The sequence below is a fragment of the Agrococcus jejuensis genome (assembly GCF_007679035.1).
In the GTDB taxonomy this organism is placed as follows: Bacteria; Actinomycetota; Actinomycetes; order Actinomycetales; family Microbacteriaceae; genus Agrococcus; species Agrococcus jejuensis_A.
The window spans coordinates 1025697-1044641 of sequence record NZ_VEFR01000001.1 but is presented as its reverse complement, the minus strand read 5'-3'; the positions used below and the strand labels follow the sequence as shown (position 1 = coordinate 1044641).

Genomic DNA, 18945 nt, shown 5'->3' with positions numbered 1-18945 from the left:
GACGAGGCGCGGCTCGCGGCCGCTCGGCGCGTAGCGCAGACGGCCGTGCGGGTCGCGCGGCACGGGCTCGAACGATCCGCCCCACCGGCTCACCAGGTCGCCGACGACGTCGAAGAACGTCGCGCCCAGGCCGCGCACGAGCACGACGGGCGGCTCGGAGCCGGTCGCGGCGGAGGGCACGAGCGACCAGTCCTGCTCGCCAGGCATCCCCGGCCCGACGTAGGCGAGGCCGTGCCGCTCGGCGAACGCCGCGAGCGCGGCGACCTCGGTCGTCGGCTGCGCCTGCACCATGCCCTGCGCGAGCACGACGGTCGGCGCCGACAGCTCGCGCCCATCCTCGAGCACGACCGTCGCGCCACCGTCGTGCGAGCGCACGTCGATCGCGAGGCCGATCGTCTCTTCTACGAGCACGCGGCCGGATGCGATCGCCGCCTCGAGCTGGTCGCGGAAGTACGCGCCCTGCAAGCGCCTGGTCGGGAAGTCGTCGCCGCGCAGCGTCGCAGCCTCGTCGACGACCCACGCGCCCATGGGGTGCTCGCCGGCCGCGACGACCTGCGCCGCCCACGCGACGAGGTCGGGACCCGGCGCCGCCGGTCCCGACATGGGCGTCGAGTCGTCGGGGTGGATCGTCGTGGCGGCCGCCGTCGTGTTGTTGAGGTACGCGGCCGGCTGGTCGGTGCGCCACGTCGCCCCGGCACCGATCTCGACGGCGTCGACGATCGCCGCGCGCACGGGCGGCGCATCCGCCCCGACGCGCGCCGCGAGCCGCAGCACCGTCGCGACGCCGCGCGGGCCACCGCCGACGATCACGACGTCGAACGCCCCAGACGACGCGGCCATCAGATCCGGTACTCGATGGCGTCGTCGACCGCCGGCCGCACCTCCACCGAGCCGTCGCGCTGCTCGACCGTGATCGGCAGCCCGTAGACGTCGCTCAGCGCATCCGCCTGCAGCGCCTCCTCGGGGGTGCCGTCGGCGACGATGCGGCCGCCGTGCAGCAGCACGATCTGGTCGCAGTAGCGGGCGGCGTGGTTGAGGTCGTGGATGGCGATGAGCGCCGTGACGCCCTTCTCGCGCGTCAGTCGGCGCACGAGTCGCAGCGTCTCGATCTGGTAGCGCAGGTCGAGGGCGCTCGTCGGCTCGTCGAGCACGATCACCGGGGTGTCCTGCGCGACGGCGCGGGCGATGAGCGCGCGCTGCGCCTGGCCGCCCGACAGCTCGGAGACGTTGCGGTCGACGAGGTCGCCCAGGTTGAGCAGGTCGATCGCCTCCTCGACGTGGTTCCAGTCGATCGCACGCGGTGCGAGCCCGAAGTGCGGGGTGCGGCCCAGCAGCACGGCCTCGCGCACCGTGAGGTCGAACGGCGCCTCGCCGCTCTGCGGAACGTACGCCACCGTGCGGGCGTGGCTGCGGCGGTCGAGGCTCGACGCATCCGTGCCGTCGAACGCGATCGACCCGCCGGATGCGCGATGCACCTGCGCGAGCACCTTCACGAGCGTCGACTTGCCGGATCCGTTCGGGCCCAGCAGCGCGCAGAACCTGCCTGCGGGCACCTCGAACGAGACGCCGCCGAGCACCTCGCGCTTGCCGTACGAGAAGCGGACGTCGGAGATCGTGAGGGTCATCGCAGCGACGTCTTCCTCGTGAGGATGAGGTTGATGAAGATCGGTGCGCCGATGAACGCCACGACGATGCCCACGGGCACGACGGCCGGCGCGAGCACGGTGCGGCCGGCGGTGTCGGCGACGAGCAGCAGCAGGCCGCCGGTGAGCACCGAGAACGGCACGAGGGATCGGTGGTCGGCGCCGATGACGAGCCGCGCGATGTGCGGGCCGACGAGGCCGACGAAGCCGATGACGCCGCAGAACGACACGATGACGGCGGCGAGGATGACCGCCACCACGATGAGGCCGACGCGCAGCTGCGTCACCTTGACGCCGAGCGAGCGCGCAGCGTCGTCGCCGGCGAAGGCGATCGCGTTGAGGTCCTTCGCGAACCACAGCGTGATCGGCACCGCGAGGGCCACGATGATGCCGACGACGCGCACGTCGTCCCAGTTCGCGTCGTTCACCGATCCGAACGTCCAGCGCACGATCGCCTGCAGCGTGTTCTCGCTCGCGAGGAACTGCAGGCCGGCGGTCATGGCCTCGAACAGCTGCGTCACGGCGATGCCGAGCAGCAGCAGCGTCGCGACCGCCATGCGCTTGATCGTCGCGACCGACAGCACGATGGCCGACACCGCCAGCGACACGACGAGCGCGCTCGCGATCGTGGCGATCGGCGGCAGCGTCGTCGTGCCGGCGATCGTGATGGCGAGGGCCGCGCCGAACGCGGCGGCGGGGGAGACGCCGAGCGTGAACGGGCTCACGAGCGGGTTGCGCAGCAGCCCCTGCATGATGACGCCCGACACCGACAGGCCTGCGCCGGCCAGGAACGCCAGCAGCACGCGCGGCAGACGCAGCTCCTGGATGATCGGGTAGTACGTGATCATCTCGCCCGAGATCGAGCCGCCGACGATGCTGAGCCACACCGTCTGCGCCACGTGGCCGAGGTTGGCGCCCGACGTGCCGATGATCACGGCCGTCGCGAGGGCGAGCACGCTCACCGCGGTGCCGCCGATGAGCAGCGCCGCCTTCGCGCCGCCCCGTCGCCGGGCGTCGGCGACGAGATCGTCGTCGACGCCCGGAGCGGGAGCGGCGGAAGCCGCCTGGTGCTTCGTGGAGCTGGAGGTCACTGGCCGAACGGTCCCTGCACGTAGGCGTCGGCACCCTCGAACTCGGTGTCCTGGAACTCGGTGACCCAGCGCTCGAGGTACGCGTCGGCATCCACGTCGGCGAACGCCTCCGGGTGCAGCCACGTCGCGAGGTACAGCGCGCCGATCGACTTCGCGATCGCGCTCGTCGCCCAGCCGTTCGTCACGTAGATCTGGCCGTCCTGCACCGCCTGCACGCCCGCGAAGCCAGGGCGCGCGACGATCTCGTCGGCGAGCGCCTGGAAGCGGTCGACGGGTGCGGCGCTCGGCTCGAACTCGTGCAGGATCACCGCCGGGTTCCGCGTCACGATCTCGGCCGGGTCGACCGTGATCTCCTCCTGCGCGTCGCCGCCGGCGGCATCGGCGAACACGTTCTCGCCGCCCGCGGCCTCGATGAGCGCGTGGAAGCCCGATCCGGGCAGCACGCTGAGGTACGGGTCGACCGTCTCGAGGTACACCGACACGGGCTCGAGGCCCTCGGTGCGCTCGGTGAGCAGGTCGTCGATCTCGGTGTGGAAGTCGAGCAGCTCCTGCGCTCCCTCCTCGGCGCCGAAGACCTGTCCGAGCAGATCGACGGTGTTCTCGAAGGCCGCGTAGTCCCACGCGGTGGCGACGACGACGGGGATGTCGAAGCCCTCGAGCTGCTGCGCGGCCTCCTGCCAGACGGCGTTGCGCGGCAGCACGACGACGTCGGGGTCGAGCTCGGCGATCGCCTCGTAGTTCAGCTGGTCGAGGCCCTCGGCGATGACCGCCGAGTCGTCGACGGGCAGGTAGGGCAGGCGGGTGAGCGACGTGCGGTCGACGCCCACGACGGTGTCGCCGGCGCCGATGGCGCGCACGAACTCGTTGGCGTAGCTGTTGAGCACGACGGCGCGCTCGACGGGGCCGGCGATCTCGACCTCGCGGTCCTGGTCGTCGACGACCGTGAAGGCGCCGTCGGCGTCGCCGGCCGGCTCCTCGGCGGTGACGGTGCCGCAGCCCGTGAGGACGAGGGCGGCGGCGGTGAGGGCCGCGAGGGCCGGGATGCGTGGGCGTGCGTGCATGGTGCTGCTCCTGGTGGGAGGGATGGTGCGGATGGGAGGGTCAGGCTGCTGCGACGGCCGCGGGGAGCGCGGGCTCGCCCAGTGTGAGCATGAGGCGGTTCGCCCAGGCGAAGAACGCCGTCGCGTCGACGAGGTCGCCGAGCGCGGCATCGTCGACGCCGAGCGCGCGGAGGCGGTCGAGGTGCGCGGGCGCGAGGGAGGGGCGCAGCGTCGACAGGTGCGCGGCGGCGTCGACGATCGCGGCCCAGCGCTCGTCCTGCCCGGCGCTCAGCGGCGCGAGGTCGACCGGCTGCCAGTCGGCGTCGCGCTCGAGGTCGGCGGCGAGCAGCGCGTCGACGTCGTCGGAGCGCTTCGACTGGAAGGTCGCCTTGCGCGCGTGCACCGACGCGCAGTAGATGCAGTCATTGACCTTGCTCGCGACGGCGGCGGCGAGCTCACGCTCGGCGCGCGGCAGCCCGTGGTCGCCCAGGAAGACGGCGTTGTCGATCGCGCTGCGCGCTTTGAGCACGGCGGGCACGCGAGACAGCAGGCGGAAGTAGACGCTGTTCGTCGTCGCCTTCGCGGCGAACGAGTCGATCTGCGCAGGCGTCAGGTCGGCCTCCTCGGGGGCCGCGACCCACGGGATCCATCGCAGCTGCTCCTGCGTGTACTCCGTCGGCTTCGGCTCGCCGCCGATCGTGCGGCCGCCGAGGTCCTTCTCGCGACCGCGCGTGTGCGGCGTGCGAGCGGGCGCCGCAGCCTCCGGCGGCGTGCGTCCGTCGATGGCGGCGTAGCCGGCGAGCACGCGGACGACGTGGCTCGTGGCGGCGACGAGCTGGCTGATGAGCACGATCTCGTCGGGCGTGATGCCGCCGATCGCCAGCACGTGCTGGTCCTCGTGGGTGCCGAGCGCCGGCGCGACGGTCACGATGTCGAGGTGCTCGACGAGCAGGCGGAGGCGGGAGTCGGCGGGCAGGTCGTCGCCGAGCAGCGCCGGGTCGGCGCCCTGCGCCACGTGCCAGTTGGCGAGCGGCGCGCTGCCCTGCCAGCGGGCCACGATCGCCGCGAAGGCGTGCAGCGTCGCGGCGGGCAGCACCTGCGGCTCGACGAAGAGCGCGTCGTAGGCGGCCTGCGTCTGCGCCACGACCTCGGGTCGGGCGGCACGTGCGGCAGCGGTGGAGGGACTCGCGGCGAGCAGATCGCCGAGGACGTCGCGAGAAGGCATGGTTATAGGGGCTCCAAGCAGGGGTTTGACCCGAGCCTAGTCGACCGTCGACAGTGCCTCCTGCCGCATGACGCCTCGTGACGATGGTGCGCGGATGCCGCCGCGTCTGGAGCGCCGAGCCGTTGCAAGGTGCGCTGCTCGCGTCGAGGTGCGGCTACGACCGCACCTCAACATGAGAGGCGCACCTCGGAATCGCGAACGGCAGCCCCGATACGAGAAGCGCACCTCGCAACGAGAAGCGCACCTCGCAACGAGAAGCGCACCTCGCTCTGGGCTACGCCTCCGGGATGGGGCGCAGCATCTCGGGCGTGAACTCGCGCTCGGGCTCCGGACCGCTCGGCGCGCCGGTGTCGAGCGCATCGATGCTCGCGAGCTGCGCATCCGTCAGCGCGAACCCGTCGACGTCGAGGTTCTGCCGGATGCGCTCGGGGTTCGTCGACTTGGGGATCGCCTGCCGCCCCTGCTGCAGGTGCCAGCGCAGCATGACCTGCGCGGGCGTGACGCCGTGCTCGGCCGCGATCGCCTGCAGGGTCTCGTCGTCCATGACGCTGCGCCGGTCGCCCCACGGTCCGGGGTAGAACGTGATGCCGCCGATGGGCGACCACGCCTGCGTGAGGATGCCGTGCTCGCGGTGGAACGCCTGCAGCGCAGGCTGCGAGTGGTACGGGTGCAGCTCGACCTGGTTGAGGTGCGGCACGACCTCGGTCGCATCCATGAGCTGCTCGAGGCGGTGGATGGGGAAGTTGCTGACGCCGATCGCCCGCACGCGACCGTCGGCGAGCAGCCGCTCGAGCGCGCGGTACGACGCGATCGTGCGGTCGAAGAGGTTGGCGGCGACCTGGTGCAGGATCAGCACGTCGAGCTGCTCGAGCCCGAGCTTGCCCGTTGCCTTGTCGAAGGCGTGCAGCGTCTCGTCGTAGCCGTAGTCGGTCGCCCAGACCTTCGTCTCGACGACGACGTCGGCGCGGTCGACGCCCGAGGCGCGCAGCCCCTCGCCGACCTCGCGCTCGTTGCCGTACGCGGCGGCGGTGTCGACGTGGCGGTAGCCGGCTCGGAGCGCGACCTCGACGGCCTCGGCCGTCTCGGCCGGGCTCGACTGGAAGACGCCGAAGCCGATGGCTGGCAGCGCGACGCCGTTGGAGAGCGTGAAGGTGTCCATGTCGTCGACGCTACGTGCGCGCGTCAGCCTGGGGGAGGGTGCAGCAGGGCCGGTCTCGGAGGGAATGGATGCGCCGACTACGCGGGTGCGGGGAGGTCGGTGCCGGTCTCGCGCACGCCGAACGCCCACACCGCCTCGGCCGCCTCGTCGTCCATCGCGAGGTCGCTGAGCCGATCCGGCGCTGGTCGTCCTCGCCAACGCCGGAATCCGTCGGGTCCCAGGTAGGTGAGCGGCGGCAGGTCTCGCGTGGCGGCGGCGAGGATCGGCAGTGCCCCGTCGGCCGCCGACTGGGCGACGAGCGACGTGACGGCGGTCACGACCCGGTCGAGCGCAGGCATGCCCGTGACGTTCTGGATGTTCGTGAGTGCCCAGCCCGGATGCCCCAGCTGCACGCGCACTCCGGGCGTCGGTCCGTGGGCGAGGCGCCGCTGCAGCGCGCGCGCCCACAGCGTGTCGAAGAGCTTCGACTGGGCGTAGGCGGCCGGAAACGTCCAGCGTCGCGTTCGGCGGTGCGGATCGACCAGGTCGACCGTGCCGGCGCGGTGCGCGTTCGAGCCGGTGATGACGACCCGATCTCGTACGTGGCTGACGACGAGGTTCGTGAAGGCGAAGGGGCCGAGGAAGTTGGTGCCGAGCACGAGCTCGAAGCCGTCGGCGGTCTCGCGGCGGCGGGGGCTCGCAGCGCCCGCGTTGTTCACGAGCACGTCGATCGGTTCGTCGATGCCGGCAGCGCACGAGCGCACCGATGCGAGGTCGGCGAGGTCCATCGTCGGCGTCGCGACCTCGGCGCCGAGGGCGCGCAGCTCGTCGGCCAGCCCGGCGGCGCGGCCGGCGTCGCGCGCGGGGAGGATGAGCCGCGCACCCGCTCGGGCAGCCGCGATGGCGATCTCGCGGCCGATGCCGTTGGTCGCTCCGGTGACGAGCCACGTCCGTCCGGTCTGATCGGGCACCTCGGACGCTGGACTGGTGGATGCGGTGCGCATGCGAGCAGCCTCGCACGAACGCGGGGAGGTGCGTCGCCCGCCGGCCGGCTGCCGCACCGGATGAGACTAGGGTCGGGATCGCGCCAAGGAGGCTCCATGATCGTCGTCGCCGCCGTGCTCGCCGCCCTCGCGGCCCTCGTGCACGTCTACATCTTCGTGCTCGAGACCATCCGCTGGCAGGAGCCCGCGACGCGGCGCATCTTCGGCACGACCGAGGAGACCGCGGCGATCACCAAGGGCCTCGCCGCCAATCAGGGCGTGTACAACCTGCTGCTGGCGATCGTCGCGGCCGCAGGCGTCGTGCTCGTGCTCGTCGCCGACCCGACGTCGGGGGAGCGCGCGGCGGGAGATGCGCTGCTCACGGCCGGGCTCGGATCAATGCTCGTCGCCGCGCTGTACCTCGTGACGACCGACCGGTCGAAGCTGCGTGCGGCGACCGTGCAGGGCACGCTGCCGCTGCTGGGGCTGCTCGCCCTGCTCGTCGCCACCGTCACGGCGTAGCCCGCAACCCGCTGCGGTCGCAGGTGGCGTGCGGCTAGCGTGGCCGCATGCGTCGCGCCGCCAAGGTCCTGCTCGGTCTCGCCCTCGTCGGAGCGGGCATCAGCCACCTCACGGTGGCGCGCAAGGAGTTCCAGGCGCAGGTGCCCGCGGCGATCCCGCTCGACGCCGACGACGTCGTCGTGTGGTCGGGCGTCGCCGAGATCGCGCTCGGCAGTGCGCTCGTGCTCGCCCCGGCGCGAGCGGAGCGCACGGTCGGCAAGGTCGCGGCGGCGTTCTTCACCGCGATCTTCCCCGGCAACGTCGAGCAGTTCGCCGACGGCCGCGACGGCTTCGGGCTCGACTCCGACCGCAAGCGGTTCGCGCGGCTCTTCTTCCAGCCAGTGCTCGTCGCGTGGGCCCTCTGGTCGACGCACGGCGCGCGCCGGTGACGGGCGGCGGCGCGACCGTCGACCACCGCGAGCGCTGGACGAGCGACGCGTGGCGCGCCGACATGCACGCGTGGATCCGCGAGTCGCTCGCGGCGCGCGACGAGACGGTGACGCGCATCGACGAGCACCGGGTGCGCATCTGGTCGGCGGTGCTGCGCATCGAGACCGATGCCGGCGTGCGGTGGGCGAAGGAGAACCATCCCGGGTCGGCGAGCGAGATGGCGGCGACGTCGATCGCGCACCGGGTCGCGCCGACGCTCGTGCTCGAGCCGCTCGCGCTCGACGTCGCGGCGGCGCGGATGCTCACGGCGAATGCCGGGCTGCTGCACGAGGACGGCGAGGCCCCGATCGCGACGCGCATCGAGCTCGCCGAGACCGCGGCCGCGTTGCAGCGCGCGCTCGTGCCGCATGCCGACGAGCTCGTCGCCGCCGGCGTGCCCGACATCCGACCCGAGCGGCTGGTCGACCATCTGCGCGAGCGCGTGGCGCAGGCGGGCACGCTGCCGCCCGAGCATCCGCTGCACCTCGGCCCCGACGCCCGCGCCGGCATCGCCGCGCTCGAGCCGCGCATCCGCGAGCTGCTGGCGGTGCTCGACGACGCAGGCGTGCCCGCGAGCCTCGAGCACGACGACCTGCACCTCGGCAACGCGTTCGAGGTCGATGGCCGCATCCGCATCGGCGACCTCGGCGACGCGGTGGTCGCGCATCCGTTCGGCACGCTGCGCGTGCTGCTCGGCAGCGCCGGCGCGCGCGGCGTCGCAGCGGCGCACGTCGCCCGCATCCGCGACGCCTACCTCGACGGATGGTCGACGCACGCCGACCGCGCGACGCTCGCGCGTGCCGCCGACGCCGCGATCGCGCTGTCGGGCGTGCAACGGTGGGAGGCGTGGTGGCGCCTCACCCGCGACGCCCCGGTCTCGGCGATCGACGAGTACCGGCCGTACGTGCAGCCGCTGCTGCGCACGCTCGGCGACGTCGAGGCCGCCCTCATCCACGTCTGACGCGAGCGACGCACCTCAGCCGACTGCCAGCGCGTCCCCAGGATGCGGTGCCGAGACGGCATACGCTCGCGACCGTGACCGACTCCCAGCAGTACGACCGCATCACCGTCCGCCAGAGGCTCAGCCTCACGGTGAACCGCTTCGAGATCCGCGGAGGCGGCAAGGACGGCCCGATCCTCGGCGTCGCCCAGCAGAAGCGCCTCGCGCTCAAGGAGCAGGTGACCTTCTTCGCCGACGAGGCGCGCACGCAGCCCGTGTTCGCGTTCAAGGCCCGCCAGATGATGGACCTCGGCGCCACCTACGACATCACCGACGGCGCCGGCAACCCGATCGGCTGGTTCCAGAAGGACTTCGGCAAGAGCCTGCTGCGTTCGACGTTCAACGTCGGCGTGCCGAGCCAGGGCCTCGAGGGCTCGGGCCACGAGCGCAACCAGGTGCTCGCGATCCTGCGACGCGTCGCGGACATCGGCTGGCCCATGCACTTCGACTTCACCGCCAACGACGGCACGCCCATCCTCTCGGTCGAGCGCGCGTGGGCGGTGCGCGACTCGTACGACGTGCACATGCCCGCTGCACCGAACGGCGCTCGCCTCGACTGGCGCGTCGGCGCCGCGCTCGCGGTCGGCCTCGACGTGCTCATGCAGCGCTGACGGAGCCCCGGCCCACGACGGCACCAGCGCCTCGGCGTCGACCTCTGCGAGGATCGACGGCATGAAGGTGCTGGTGCCGTCGTCCGTCTCGCTCGATCTGCCCGACCACGAGGTCGTCGTCTTCGATCCCGCCGAGCCCATCCCTGCAGAGCATCGGGATGCCGAGGCGCTCGTCGAGTGGGTGCTGCCCGCCGACCGGCTCGCCGACGCCGCTCGCGACCTGCCGCGCCTGCGGCTCGTGCAGACGCTCTCCGCCGGGCCCGACGCCATCGCGGCCGCGGGCTTCGCGCCCGACGTGACGCTCGCCTCCGGCCGCTCGCTGCACGACGCGACCGTCGCCGAGCACGCGCTCGCGATGCTGCTCGCGCTCGTGCGCGACCTGCCGCGCCTCGCGGCGGCGCAGGCCGAGGGGCGATGGGATGACGCGTACCGCGCCGACCAGGCCGCCCCCGAGACCGGCGGCTGGTTCACGCTCGACGGCGCGCACGTCGCGATCTGGGGCTTCGGTGGCATCGCGCAGCGCTTCGCGCCCATGCTCGAGGCGCTCGGCGCCCGCGTGACGGGCGTCGCTCGCTCGACGGGCGAGCGCGGTGGCTACCCGGTCGTGTCGCACGACCTCCTACCCGAGCTGCTGCCGCGCGTCGACGTGCTGGTGTCGATCCTGCCCGCCACCGACGCGACCGACGGCGTCGTCGACGCCGGCATCCTCGCGGCGCTGCCCGACCACGCGCTCTTCGTCAACGTGGGTCGCGGTGCCGTCGTCGACGAGCCGGCGCTGCGCGCCGCGCTCGAGCAGCGCACCCTTCGCGCCGCGGCCATCGACGTCACGCGCGTCGAGCCGCTGCCCGCGGGCGACCCGCTGTGGACGACGCCGAACCTGCTCATCACCCCGCACGTCGCCGGTGGCCGCCCGCGCGGCGCCGCGGCGCTCGTGCTCGAGAACCTCGCGGCGATCGCCGCCGACGAGCCGGTGCGCAACCGCGTCGAGCGATAGGCGCAGAGAACCTGCACGTGACAGGGCCCTCAGGTGCACCATGCACCTGAGGGCCCTGTCACGTGCAGGTTCGACGCGTCAGTAGGTGCCGGTCTCGCCGTCGGTCGGCACGAGGCGGCCCACGGCGGCGCGGGCGCTCGCGGCGAGCAGCGTCACGTCGGCGGCGACGACCACGAACGCGGCGCCTGCCGCCAGGTAGTGGTCGGCGTCGGCGGGCGCGAAGGCGTTGACGCCCACGGGGGTGCCCGCGGCGCGGCCCTCCTCGATGACCGAGACGACCGCATCCCGCACCTCGGACGCGGGCGGGAAGCCCATCGACCCTGCGAGATCGGCCGGCCCGACGAAGATCGCGTCGACGCCCTCGACGGCGGCGATGGCCGAGGCGTTCGCGACGCCCTCGACGGTCTCGATCTGCACCGCGAGGGCCACGAGCTCGTGCGCCGTCGCGACGTAGTCGGGCACCGCCGACCACCGCGACGCGCGTGCGAGCATCGAGCCGATGCCGCGGATGCCGCGCGGCGGGTACCGCATGGCCTGCACGGCGGCGACGGCCTCGTCCGCCGTCGACACCATCGGCACGACGAGGCTCTGCGCACCGGCGTCGAGCACCTGCTTGATGATGACGGCGTCGTTCCACGGCACGCGCACGACCGCGGTCGCGTCGTACGGCTCGATCGCCTGCAGCACGCCCACGAGGCCGTCGATGCCGATGGGCGAGTGCTCGCCGTCGACGAGCACGACGTCGGCGCCCGAGCCGGCCATGATCTCGGCCGCGATCGGGCTCGACGCTGCCGTCCACACGCCCACGAGCGCTCGGTCTGCGCTCGTCAGGCGATCGGCGAACGTCGGCTTCAGTCGAATCGGCACGTGATGACTCCAAGATCGCGGTAGTCGCAGGCGATCTCGTCGCCGCGCTCGACCCACATGGGCTTCGTGAACGATCCTGCCAGCACGATCTCGCCGGCCTCGAGGCGGTCGCCGTGCGCGCCGACCTTGCCCGCGAGCCAGGCGACGCCGCGTGCAGGATGCCCGAGCACGGCGCCCGAGACGCCGGAGTCCTCGATCTCGCCGTTGCGCGAGAGCATCGCGCCGACCCAGCGCAGGTCGACGTCCGCCGGTCGCACGCGCGTGCCGCCGACCACCATGGCGCCGAGCGCCGCGTTGTCGCTGATGGTGTCGACGATCGTGCGCCCCTCAAGCTGGATGTGCGAGTCGAGCACCTCGAGCGCGGGCACGACCCACTCGGTCGCGGCGAGCACGTCCGCCTCCGTCGCGCCCGCGCCGAGCGGAGCGCCGAGCACGAACGCGAGCTCGACCTCCACGCGCACGTTCGCGTACCGGTCGAAGTCGAGCGTCGAGCCCGACTCGAACACCTGGTCGTCGAAGATCACGCCGTAGTCGGGCTCGGTGATGCCCGTCGCGACCTGCATGACCTTGCTCGTGAGCCCGATCTTGCGCCCCACGACGCGGCGGCCGTCGGCCTCGCGGCGCGAGCGCCAGATGCGCTGCACCGCGTACGAGTCGTCGACCGTCATCGCGGGATGCCGTGCCGAGAGCCGCTCGACGGTGCCGCGCGAGCGGGTGGCCTCGGCGAGCTCGTCGGCGAGCGCCGTGACCGTCGCATCGTCGAGGCCGCGGCCCGAGGTGGAGGTCGTCACAGCTGGTTGCCGATCTTGAAGCCCTTCGACGCCTGGCCGCGGTACGTGCCGTCCTCGTCGTCGGCGCGCGTGTACGAGAAGCCGTCGGCGCCGATCGTCACCTCCATCTCGGACGAGTCCGTGCGCTCGACCGTCTCGACGACGTTGCCGTCGAGGTCGAGCACGAACGACGCCTCGGTGTACCAGGAGGGCACGACGGGGTTGCCCCACCAGTCGCGGCGCTGGTTGTCGTGCACGTCCCACGTGATGACGGGGTTGTCGGGATCGCCCGTCCAGTAGTCCTGCGTGTAGATCTCGATCCGGTGCCCGTCGGGGTCGGTGATGTACAGGTAGAACGCATTCGAGACGCCGTGGCGGCCTGGACCGCGCTCGATGTGGTCGCTCATGCGCAGCGCGCCGAGCTTGTCGCAGATCTGGATGATGTTGTGCTTCTCGTGCGTCGAGAACGCGACGTGGTGCATGCGCGGCCCGGCGCCGCCGGTGAGCGCGGTGTCGTGCACGGTGCCCTTGCGGTGCATCCACGCGGCGTACGTGACGCCCTGGTCGTCCTTGATGTCCTCCGTGACGCGGAAGCCGAGGTCCTCGAGGTAGCCGCGGCCGCGCGGCACGTCGGGCGTGACCTGGTTGAAGTGATCGAGGCGCACGAGCTCGCCTGCCGAGTACAGGTCGTAGCGCATGTGCAGGCGCTCGACGTGCTCGACCTCGTGGAAGAACTCGTACGGGAAGCCCAGCGGGTCCTCCACGCGCACGCTGTCGCCGAGTCCCTTGACGAAGCCGTCGCGGCGGCGCTCGGTGCGGCAGCCGAGCTCCTGGAACCACGCCTCCGCCCTGTCGACGTCCTCCGGCGTGCGCACCCGGTACGAGAACGCGGCGACGGCCGCGACGGGACCCTTTCGCAGGATGAGGTTGTGGTGGATGAACTCCTCGAACGAGCGCAGGTAGATGACCTCGTCGTCCTCCTCGGTCACGTGCAGGCCGAGCACGTCGACGTAGAACGCGCGGGAGGCGACGAGGTCGGTGACGACGAGCTCCATGGATGCGCAGCGCACGATGTCGGGCGCGGGCGACGTGGGCGTGGGGATGGGGTTCGGGTTGACGGTCGTGGTGGTCACGGTGGGCTCCTCGTCGAGCTGGATGTCGATGGTCAGTGGGCGCCGAAGCGCGCGGTGTGCACGTCGCCGAGCGTGATGTGCACGGCCTGCTGGTCGGAGTAGAAGTCGAGCGAGCGGTAGCCGCCCTCGTGGCCGAGGCCCGACGCCTTCACGCCGCCGAAGGGGCTGCGCAGGTCGCGCACATTGTGGCTGTTGAGCCACACCATGCCCGCCTCGATCGACTGCGCGAACGTGTGGGCGCGGGTGAGGTCGTTCGTCCACACGTAGGCGGCGAGGCCGTAGCGCGTGTCGTTCGCGAGGGTCAGCGCCTCCTCGTCGGAGTCGAACGGCGTGATGCCGACGACGGGGCCGAAGATCTCCTCCTGGAAGATGCGCGCCGTGGGCGGCACGTCGGCGAACACCGTGGGGGCGACGTAGTTGCCGGTGTCGAGCCCGTCGGGGCGGCCGCCGCCGGCGACGAGGCGGCCCTCGCCCTTGCCGATCTCGACGTACGACATGACCTTGTCGTAGTGCTCGGGGTGCACGAGCGCGCCGACCTCGGTCGCGGGGTCCGACGGGTCGCCGACGACGATGCGCTTCGCGCGCTCGGCGTAGCGCTCGACGAACTCGTCGTACACGGCGCGCTCGACGAGGATGCGGCTGCCGGCGGTGCAGCGCTCGCCGTTCAGCGAGAAGACGCCGAAGAGCGTGGAGTCGATCGCGGCGTCGAGGTCGGCGTCGGCGAAGACGACGGCGGGCGACTTGCCGCCGAGCTCCATCGACATGGCCTTGAGGTGCTCGGCGCAGTTGCGGAAGATGAGCTGGCCGGTCGACGACTCGCCCGTGAACGAGATGAGCGGCACGTCCGGGTGCTTCACGAGCGCGTCGCCCGCATCCTCGCCGATGCCGTTGACGAGGTTGAAGACGCCGTCGGGCAGGCCCGCCTCGGCGAAGATGCCCGCCCACAGCGATGCCGACAGCGGCGTGAACTCGGCGGGCTTCAGCACGACGGTGCAGCCGGAGGCGAGCGCCGGCGCGAGCTTCCACGACTCGAGCATGAAGGGCGTGTTCCACGGCGTGATGAGGCCCGCGACGCCCTTGGGCTTGCGGTTGACGTAGTTCAGCTGCTGACCGGGCACCTTGTAGGCGTCGTCGCGCTGGGCGACGATGAGGTCGGCGAAGAAGCGGAAGTTCTCGGCGGCGCGCTGCGCCTGCCCCTTCGCCTGGGTGATCGGGAGTCCCGAGTCGAACGACTCGTACTGGCTCAGCTCGTCGTCGCGCGAGGCGACGACGTCGGCGATGCGCATGAGGATGCGGGCGCGCTCGCGCGCCTTCATGCGCGGCCACGGTCCCTCCTCGAACGCGAGCGTCGCGGCGGCGACGGCGGCGTCGACGTCGGCCTGCTGGCCGGCGGCGGCGGTCGCGTACGGCTCGTTGGTGACGGGGTCGATGACCTCGAAGGTCTCGCCGCCGATCGAGTCGACGGCCTGGCCGCCGATGTGGTGCTGCAGGTGCGTGGGCAGGTTCGCAGGACGCTTCGTCATGGGTTCCTCTTCCGTGAGGGGGTCAGTGGATCTCGGCTGCGCGGGCGTCGTCGCTCGTGCGGTCGAGGTAGGCGTGGAGGGATGCGAGGCGGTGCTCGCGCACCGCCAGCTCGACGTCGTGCGCGGGGGCGCCGGTCTCGAGCAGGTGCAGGATGCGCTCGTGCTCCTCGACGGAGTCGCGGGCGCGGCCGGGCACGAAGCCGAACGTCGACTGCCGCAGCCTCGAGAGGCGCCGCCAGCCGTCGTCGACGAGGCCCTTCAGCTGCTCGTTGGGGCACGGGTCGGTGAGGGTGCGGTGGAAGGCCTCGTTGAGGCGCGTGAGCCGCACGGGGTCGAACGCGGCGAGGCTCTCGCGCATCTGGTCGTTGAGCGAGCGCGCCTCGGCGACGTCGTCTGCCGACAGCGACGGCACGGCGAGGCCGATCGCGGCGCCCTCGACCATCGCGAGCGTCTCGGTGGTCTCGTGGAGGTCGGCGGGGTCGATCTCGGTGACGCGGGCGCCGACGTTGCGCTCGAACGTCACGACGCCCTCGGCCTCGAGGCGCCGCAGCGCCTCGCGCACCGGCACGACGCTCATGGCGAGCTCGCGCGCGATGGCGTCGAGCACGAGGCGGTAGCCGGGGCCGTAGACGCCGCGCTCGATGCGCTCGTGCAGGTGCTCGTACGCGCGCTGCGACTTGCTCGACCCGCTCACGCGTCGGCTCCCTCGGCGCTGGTCCGCTCGGCCTCGAAGCGCGCGCGCCACGACGCATCCATGGGGAACAGCCCGTCGACGGGATGCCCCTCCTCGACCATGCGCGCGATGAACGCCTCCGCGGCCTCCTGCACCTCCGCCTCGTCGACGAGCTCGCGCACGATGGCGGGCGGGATCACGAGGATGCCGTCGTCGTCGGCGACGATGACGTCGCCGGGCTGCACCGTGGTGCCGCCGCACGCGATCGTCTCGTCGACGCCCCACGGCACGTGCCAGCGGCCGAGCACGCTCGGGTGCGCGCCCGAGTGGTACGTGGGGATGCCGATCTCGGTGACGGCGCCGAGGTCGCGCACGCCACCATCGGTCACGATGCCGGCGGCGCCGAGCGTACGGGCGCGCAGCGCGATGATGTCGCCGAGCGTGCCCGATCGGGTCTCGCCGCGCGCATCCATCACGAGCACCTCGCCGGGCTGCAGCGAGTCGACGGCGCGCTTCTGCGCGTTGTAGCCGCCGCCGTGCGTGCGGAAGAGGTCCTCGCGGTTCGGCACGTAGCGCAGCGTGCGGGCGACGCCCGTCATGCGCGTGCCGGGCTGCGAGGGCTGGAGGCCATCGATCGTGGCGTTGACGATGCCGCGCTTGCGCAGGAGCGACGACAGCGTCGCCGTCGCCACGCGCTCGATGCGCGCGATCAGCGCCTCGTCGAGCACGGGCTCGGCAGGAGCCTGGAAGTCGGCGACGGGCCGGCCGGATGCATCGGCCCACTGCTCGGGCGTCGGCTTCGGCTGCGCCGAGTACGGCGGCAGGGGAGCGGTGCCCTGCACCGCGGTCGTCGCGAGGCGACCGGTCGAGCGGCCGGCGCCCGTGACCTCGACCTCGATCGTCTGGCCGGGCGCGAACGTCGATGCGCCGGCGGGCGTGCCGGTGAGGATGACGTCGCCGGGCTCGAGGGTCATGAGCTGCGAGAGGTCGGAGACGATCCGGGGGAGCGGGAACAGCAGCGTCGACGTGTCGTCGGCCTGCACGAGCTCGCCGTCGCGCCAGACGCGGATCTCGATCGCGTGCGGGTCGAGGTCGGCGGCGGGCAGCAGCGCGGGGCCGACGGGCGTGAAGCCGTCGCCGCCCTTCGAGCGCACGTTCGCGCCCTTGTCGGCCCAGCGCAGGTCGAAGACGCCGAGGTCGTTCGCGGCGGTGACGAAGGCGACGGCGCTCCAGGCGTCGTCCTCGGAGACGCGGCGCACCTCGCGACCGATGACGAGGGCGATCTCGCCCTCGAACCCGAGGATCTCGCAGCCGGCGGGCAGCTCGACCTCGCCGCCGGTCGTGAGCGACGTCGCGGGCTTGAGGAAGTAGCCGGGCGCCTCGGGCGTGCGACCCTTCTGGGCTGCGCGCGCGGCGTAGCCGATGTGCATCGCCACGACCTTGCCCGGCTTGGTGCCCAGCAGGTCCCATGCGGCGCCTGCGGCAGCCGCGCTCGTCGTCGAGTCGCTCATGTCCGTCATCGTATACGATCCGGGACGTCGCGCAACAGGCAGCGCGTCGCGGGGGTGACGATGCGTGCGAGGTGCTTGACGGATCGTGCACGCGATCGTATATGCTCGCGCCGTCGGGCCTCGGCTCGGCGCAAGGACGAGGGCGTCACGAGCGATCGGGTCGCCACTCGGCATTTCCTGACCGATCGTTCGGGAAGTGGGCTAGGCTCCCACCTGATCGATGACGATCCCTCACGGACGAAGGAGTCCACGTGTCCAGCACATCCCACGCGCGCACCTCAGCGCGTGAGCGCAACAAGGTCCTCGGCGCCGTCGTGGTCGGCACCACCATCGAGTGGTACGACTTCTTCATCTACGCCTTCATGGCGAACCTCGTGTTCGCCCAGCTGTTCTTCGAGCCGGCCGGCCCCGGCCTCGCGTCGATCCTCTCGCTCGTCACGATCGGCATCTCGTTCCTCTTCCGCCCCCTCGGCGCGTTCCTCGCCGGCCACTTCGGCGACCGCATCGGTCGTCGTCCCATGCTCGTCATCACGCTGCTCCTCATGGGTCTCGCGACGACGCTCGTCGGCGCGCTGCCGACGTTCGAGCAGGCCGGCTACCTCGCACCGATCCTCCTCATGCTGCTGCGCATCCTGCAGGGCCTGTCGGCCGGCGGCGAGTGGGGCGGTGCCGTGCTCATGGCCATCGAGCACGCGCCCGCCAACCGACGCGGCCTCTACGGCTCGTTCGTGCAGGCCGGCGTGCCGCTCGGCCTCATGCTCGCGACCGGCATCCTCGCCGCCATCCGCGCGCTCTTCCCGGGCGACGCCTTCCTCGAGGTCGGCTGGCGCATCCCGTTCTTCGTGTCGATCCTGCTCGTCGTCATCGGCTTCGTCGTGCGTCGCTCGGTCGACGAGTCGCCGGTCTTCCAGGAGATCAAGGAGACGGCGCAGCGTCAGTCGGCGCCGATCGTGCAGGTGTTCAAGAAGTACGGCCTCGTCGTGGTGACGTGCGCCATGATCTTCTGCGCCAACAACGCCGCGGGCTACATGACGACCGGTGGCTACGTGCAGGGCCTCGCCTCGCGCCCCGTCGACGGCACGCCGCCCGGCCTCGGGTTCGACCCCGTCGGCGTGCAGCTCGCCGCCTTCGCGGGATCGTTCACGTGGCTCATCTTCACGTTCCTCGCCGGCTTCCTCTCCGACCGCTACGGCCGCAAGCGCATCTACCTCGTCGGCTGGGTCGTGCTCGCGCTCGGCATCGTGCCGCTGTTCCAGCTCGTCTACACGGGCGTCGCAGGCGTCGCGATCGCCACGATCCTGCTCGGCGTCGGCCTCGGCCTCACGTACGGCGCGCAGGCGGCCTGGTACGCGGAGTCGTTCCCCGCATCGGTGCGCTTCTCGGGCGTCTCGATCGCCTACGCGATCGGCGCGATCATCGGCGGCGCGTTCGCGCCGACGATCGCCCAGGCGCTGCTGCAGTCCACGGGCACGACGTGGGCGATCGTGGGCTACCTGCTCGTGACCGTCGTCGTCTCGGTCGTGGGCACCCTGCTCACGAAGGACCGCACCGGCGTGCCGCTGTCGGTCGAGTTCGAGCAGTCGGGCAAGTGGGACGGCTGGCGCCGCGGCGACGCCGTCGACGCCTCCGACCTCTCGGCCGTCGACCGCGATGCCATCGCACAGGCGGAGGCCGTCGCGGCCGCGAAGCGGTAGCTCGACCCACGCATGACGAGCGCCCCGTCGACCTCGGTCGACGGGGCGCTCGTCATGCC

18 protein-coding genes and 1 pseudogene are annotated in these 18945 nt (G+C 72.3%); 6 read left to right on the top strand and 13 right to left on the bottom strand.

Translation table 11 applies throughout. The features are described from left to right. Window positions 1–348: 348 nt before the first annotated feature. The 7 genes and pseudogenes from FS793_RS16545 to FS793_RS04995 form a co-directional block, all read right to left on the bottom strand. Window positions 349–840: pseudogene (locus FS793_RS16545) on the bottom strand (FAD/NAD(P)-binding protein); the annotation flags it as partial. Further along, the gene (locus FS793_RS05020; protein ID WP_144719152.1) at window positions 840–1625 is read right to left on the bottom strand and encodes an ABC transporter ATP-binding protein; all 786 of its coding nucleotides are present in this window, start codon (window positions 1623–1625) and stop codon (window positions 840–842) included. The pseudogene FS793_RS16545 and the gene FS793_RS05020, both read right to left, overlap by 1 nt. Continuing rightward, window positions 1622–2734, bottom strand: coding sequence for a FecCD family ABC transporter permease (locus FS793_RS05015; protein WP_144719150.1), 1113 nt, complete (start codon window positions 2732–2734; stop codon window positions 1622–1624). The genes FS793_RS05020 and FS793_RS05015 overlap by 4 nt, the downstream gene beginning before the upstream one ends. After that, window positions 2731–3795: an ABC transporter substrate-binding protein gene (locus FS793_RS05010; protein ID WP_144719147.1), complete on the bottom strand. Its 1065-nt coding sequence runs from the start codon at window positions 3793–3795 to the stop codon at window positions 2731–2733. Before FS793_RS05010 ends, FS793_RS05015 begins: the two co-directional genes overlap by 4 nt. Before the next feature lie 40 nt (window positions 3796–3835). Beyond that, window positions 3836–4999, bottom strand: a complete 1164-nt coding sequence (locus FS793_RS05005; protein WP_144719146.1) for a peroxidase-related enzyme — start codon at window positions 4997–4999, stop codon at window positions 3836–3838. A 274-nt stretch (window positions 5000–5273) separates the two neighbouring features. Beyond that, on the bottom strand, window positions 5274–6158 hold the full coding sequence (locus tag FS793_RS05000; protein ID WP_144719144.1) for an aldo/keto reductase: 885 nt from the start codon (window positions 6156–6158) through the stop codon (window positions 5274–5276). Between the two features lie 77 nt (window positions 6159–6235). Then, window positions 6236–7141, bottom strand: coding sequence for an SDR family NAD(P)-dependent oxidoreductase (locus tag FS793_RS04995; protein ID WP_144719142.1), 906 nt, complete (start codon window positions 7139–7141; stop codon window positions 6236–6238). A gap of 96 nt (window positions 7142–7237) precedes the next feature. Between FS793_RS04995 and FS793_RS04990 the strand changes: the two genes are divergently transcribed. The 5 genes from FS793_RS04990 to FS793_RS04970 all read left to right on the top strand — a co-directional run bounded on the left by FS793_RS04990 (window position 7238) and on the right by FS793_RS04970 (window position 10715). Next, the gene (locus FS793_RS04990) at window positions 7238–7642 is read left to right on the top strand and encodes a DUF1304 domain-containing protein (RefSeq protein ID WP_144719140.1); all 405 of its coding nucleotides are present in this window, start codon (window positions 7238–7240) and stop codon (window positions 7640–7642) included. A 47-nt stretch (window positions 7643–7689) separates the two neighbouring features. Continuing rightward, window positions 7690–8070: a DoxX family protein gene (locus FS793_RS04985; RefSeq protein ID WP_144719138.1), complete on the top strand. Its 381-nt coding sequence runs from the start codon at window positions 7690–7692 to the stop codon at window positions 8068–8070. Continuing rightward, the gene (locus tag FS793_RS04980) at window positions 8034–9071 is read left to right on the top strand and encodes an aminoglycoside phosphotransferase family protein (RefSeq protein WP_186329331.1); all 1038 of its coding nucleotides are present in this window, start codon (window positions 8034–8036) and stop codon (window positions 9069–9071) included. The genes FS793_RS04985 and FS793_RS04980 overlap by 37 nt, the downstream gene beginning before the upstream one ends. Before the next feature lie 74 nt (window positions 9072–9145). Next, window positions 9146–9721, top strand: coding sequence for a hypothetical protein (locus FS793_RS04975; RefSeq protein WP_144719134.1), 576 nt, complete (start codon window positions 9146–9148; stop codon window positions 9719–9721). A 61-nt stretch (window positions 9722–9782) separates the two neighbouring features. Next, entirely contained in the window at window positions 9783–10715 is a 933-nt protein-coding gene (locus FS793_RS04970; RefSeq protein WP_144719132.1) for an NAD(P)-dependent oxidoreductase, read from the top strand. 78 nt (window positions 10716–10793) lie between these two features. On the opposite strand, the gene FS793_RS04965 is transcribed toward FS793_RS04970, so the two are convergent. Genes FS793_RS04965 through FS793_RS04940 form a run of 6 tightly spaced genes read right to left on the bottom strand, consistent with a single transcriptional unit; the run spans window position 10794 to window position 17192 of the window. Further along, on the bottom strand, window positions 10794–11582 hold the full coding sequence (locus tag FS793_RS04965; RefSeq protein WP_144719130.1) for an HpcH/HpaI aldolase family protein: 789 nt from the start codon (window positions 11580–11582) through the stop codon (window positions 10794–10796). Beyond that, on the bottom strand, window positions 11567–12373 hold the full coding sequence (locus FS793_RS04960; protein WP_260980027.1) for a 2-keto-4-pentenoate hydratase: 807 nt from the start codon (window positions 12371–12373) through the stop codon (window positions 11567–11569). The genes FS793_RS04965 and FS793_RS04960 overlap by 16 nt, the downstream gene beginning before the upstream one ends. Then, window positions 12370–13485, bottom strand: a complete 1116-nt coding sequence (gene hpaD, locus FS793_RS04955) for a 3,4-dihydroxyphenylacetate 2,3-dioxygenase (protein WP_260980026.1) — start codon at window positions 13483–13485, stop codon at window positions 12370–12372. The genes FS793_RS04960 and hpaD overlap by 4 nt, the downstream gene beginning before the upstream one ends. A gap of 32 nt (window positions 13486–13517) precedes the next feature. Then, window positions 13518–15008: a 5-carboxymethyl-2-hydroxymuconate semialdehyde dehydrogenase gene (hpaE, locus tag FS793_RS04950; protein WP_144719128.1), complete on the bottom strand. Its 1491-nt coding sequence runs from the start codon at window positions 15006–15008 to the stop codon at window positions 13518–13520. A gap of 22 nt (window positions 15009–15030) precedes the next feature. Beyond that, entirely contained in the window at window positions 15031–15702 is a 672-nt protein-coding gene (locus FS793_RS04945) for a GntR family transcriptional regulator (RefSeq protein ID WP_144719126.1), read from the bottom strand. After that, window positions 15699–17192, bottom strand: a complete 1494-nt coding sequence (locus tag FS793_RS04940; protein ID WP_260980025.1) for a fumarylacetoacetate hydrolase family protein — start codon at window positions 17190–17192, stop codon at window positions 15699–15701. The genes FS793_RS04945 and FS793_RS04940 overlap by 4 nt, the downstream gene beginning before the upstream one ends. 251 nt (window positions 17193–17443) lie before the next feature. On the opposite strand from FS793_RS04940, the gene FS793_RS04935 reads away from it, so the two are divergent. After that, window positions 17444–18886 carry an MFS transporter gene (locus tag FS793_RS04935; protein ID WP_144719122.1) on the top strand — a complete coding sequence of 481 codons (1443 nt, stop codon included), beginning with the start codon at window positions 17444–17446 and terminating at the stop codon, window positions 18884–18886. Window positions 18887–18945 lie beyond the last annotated feature (59 nt).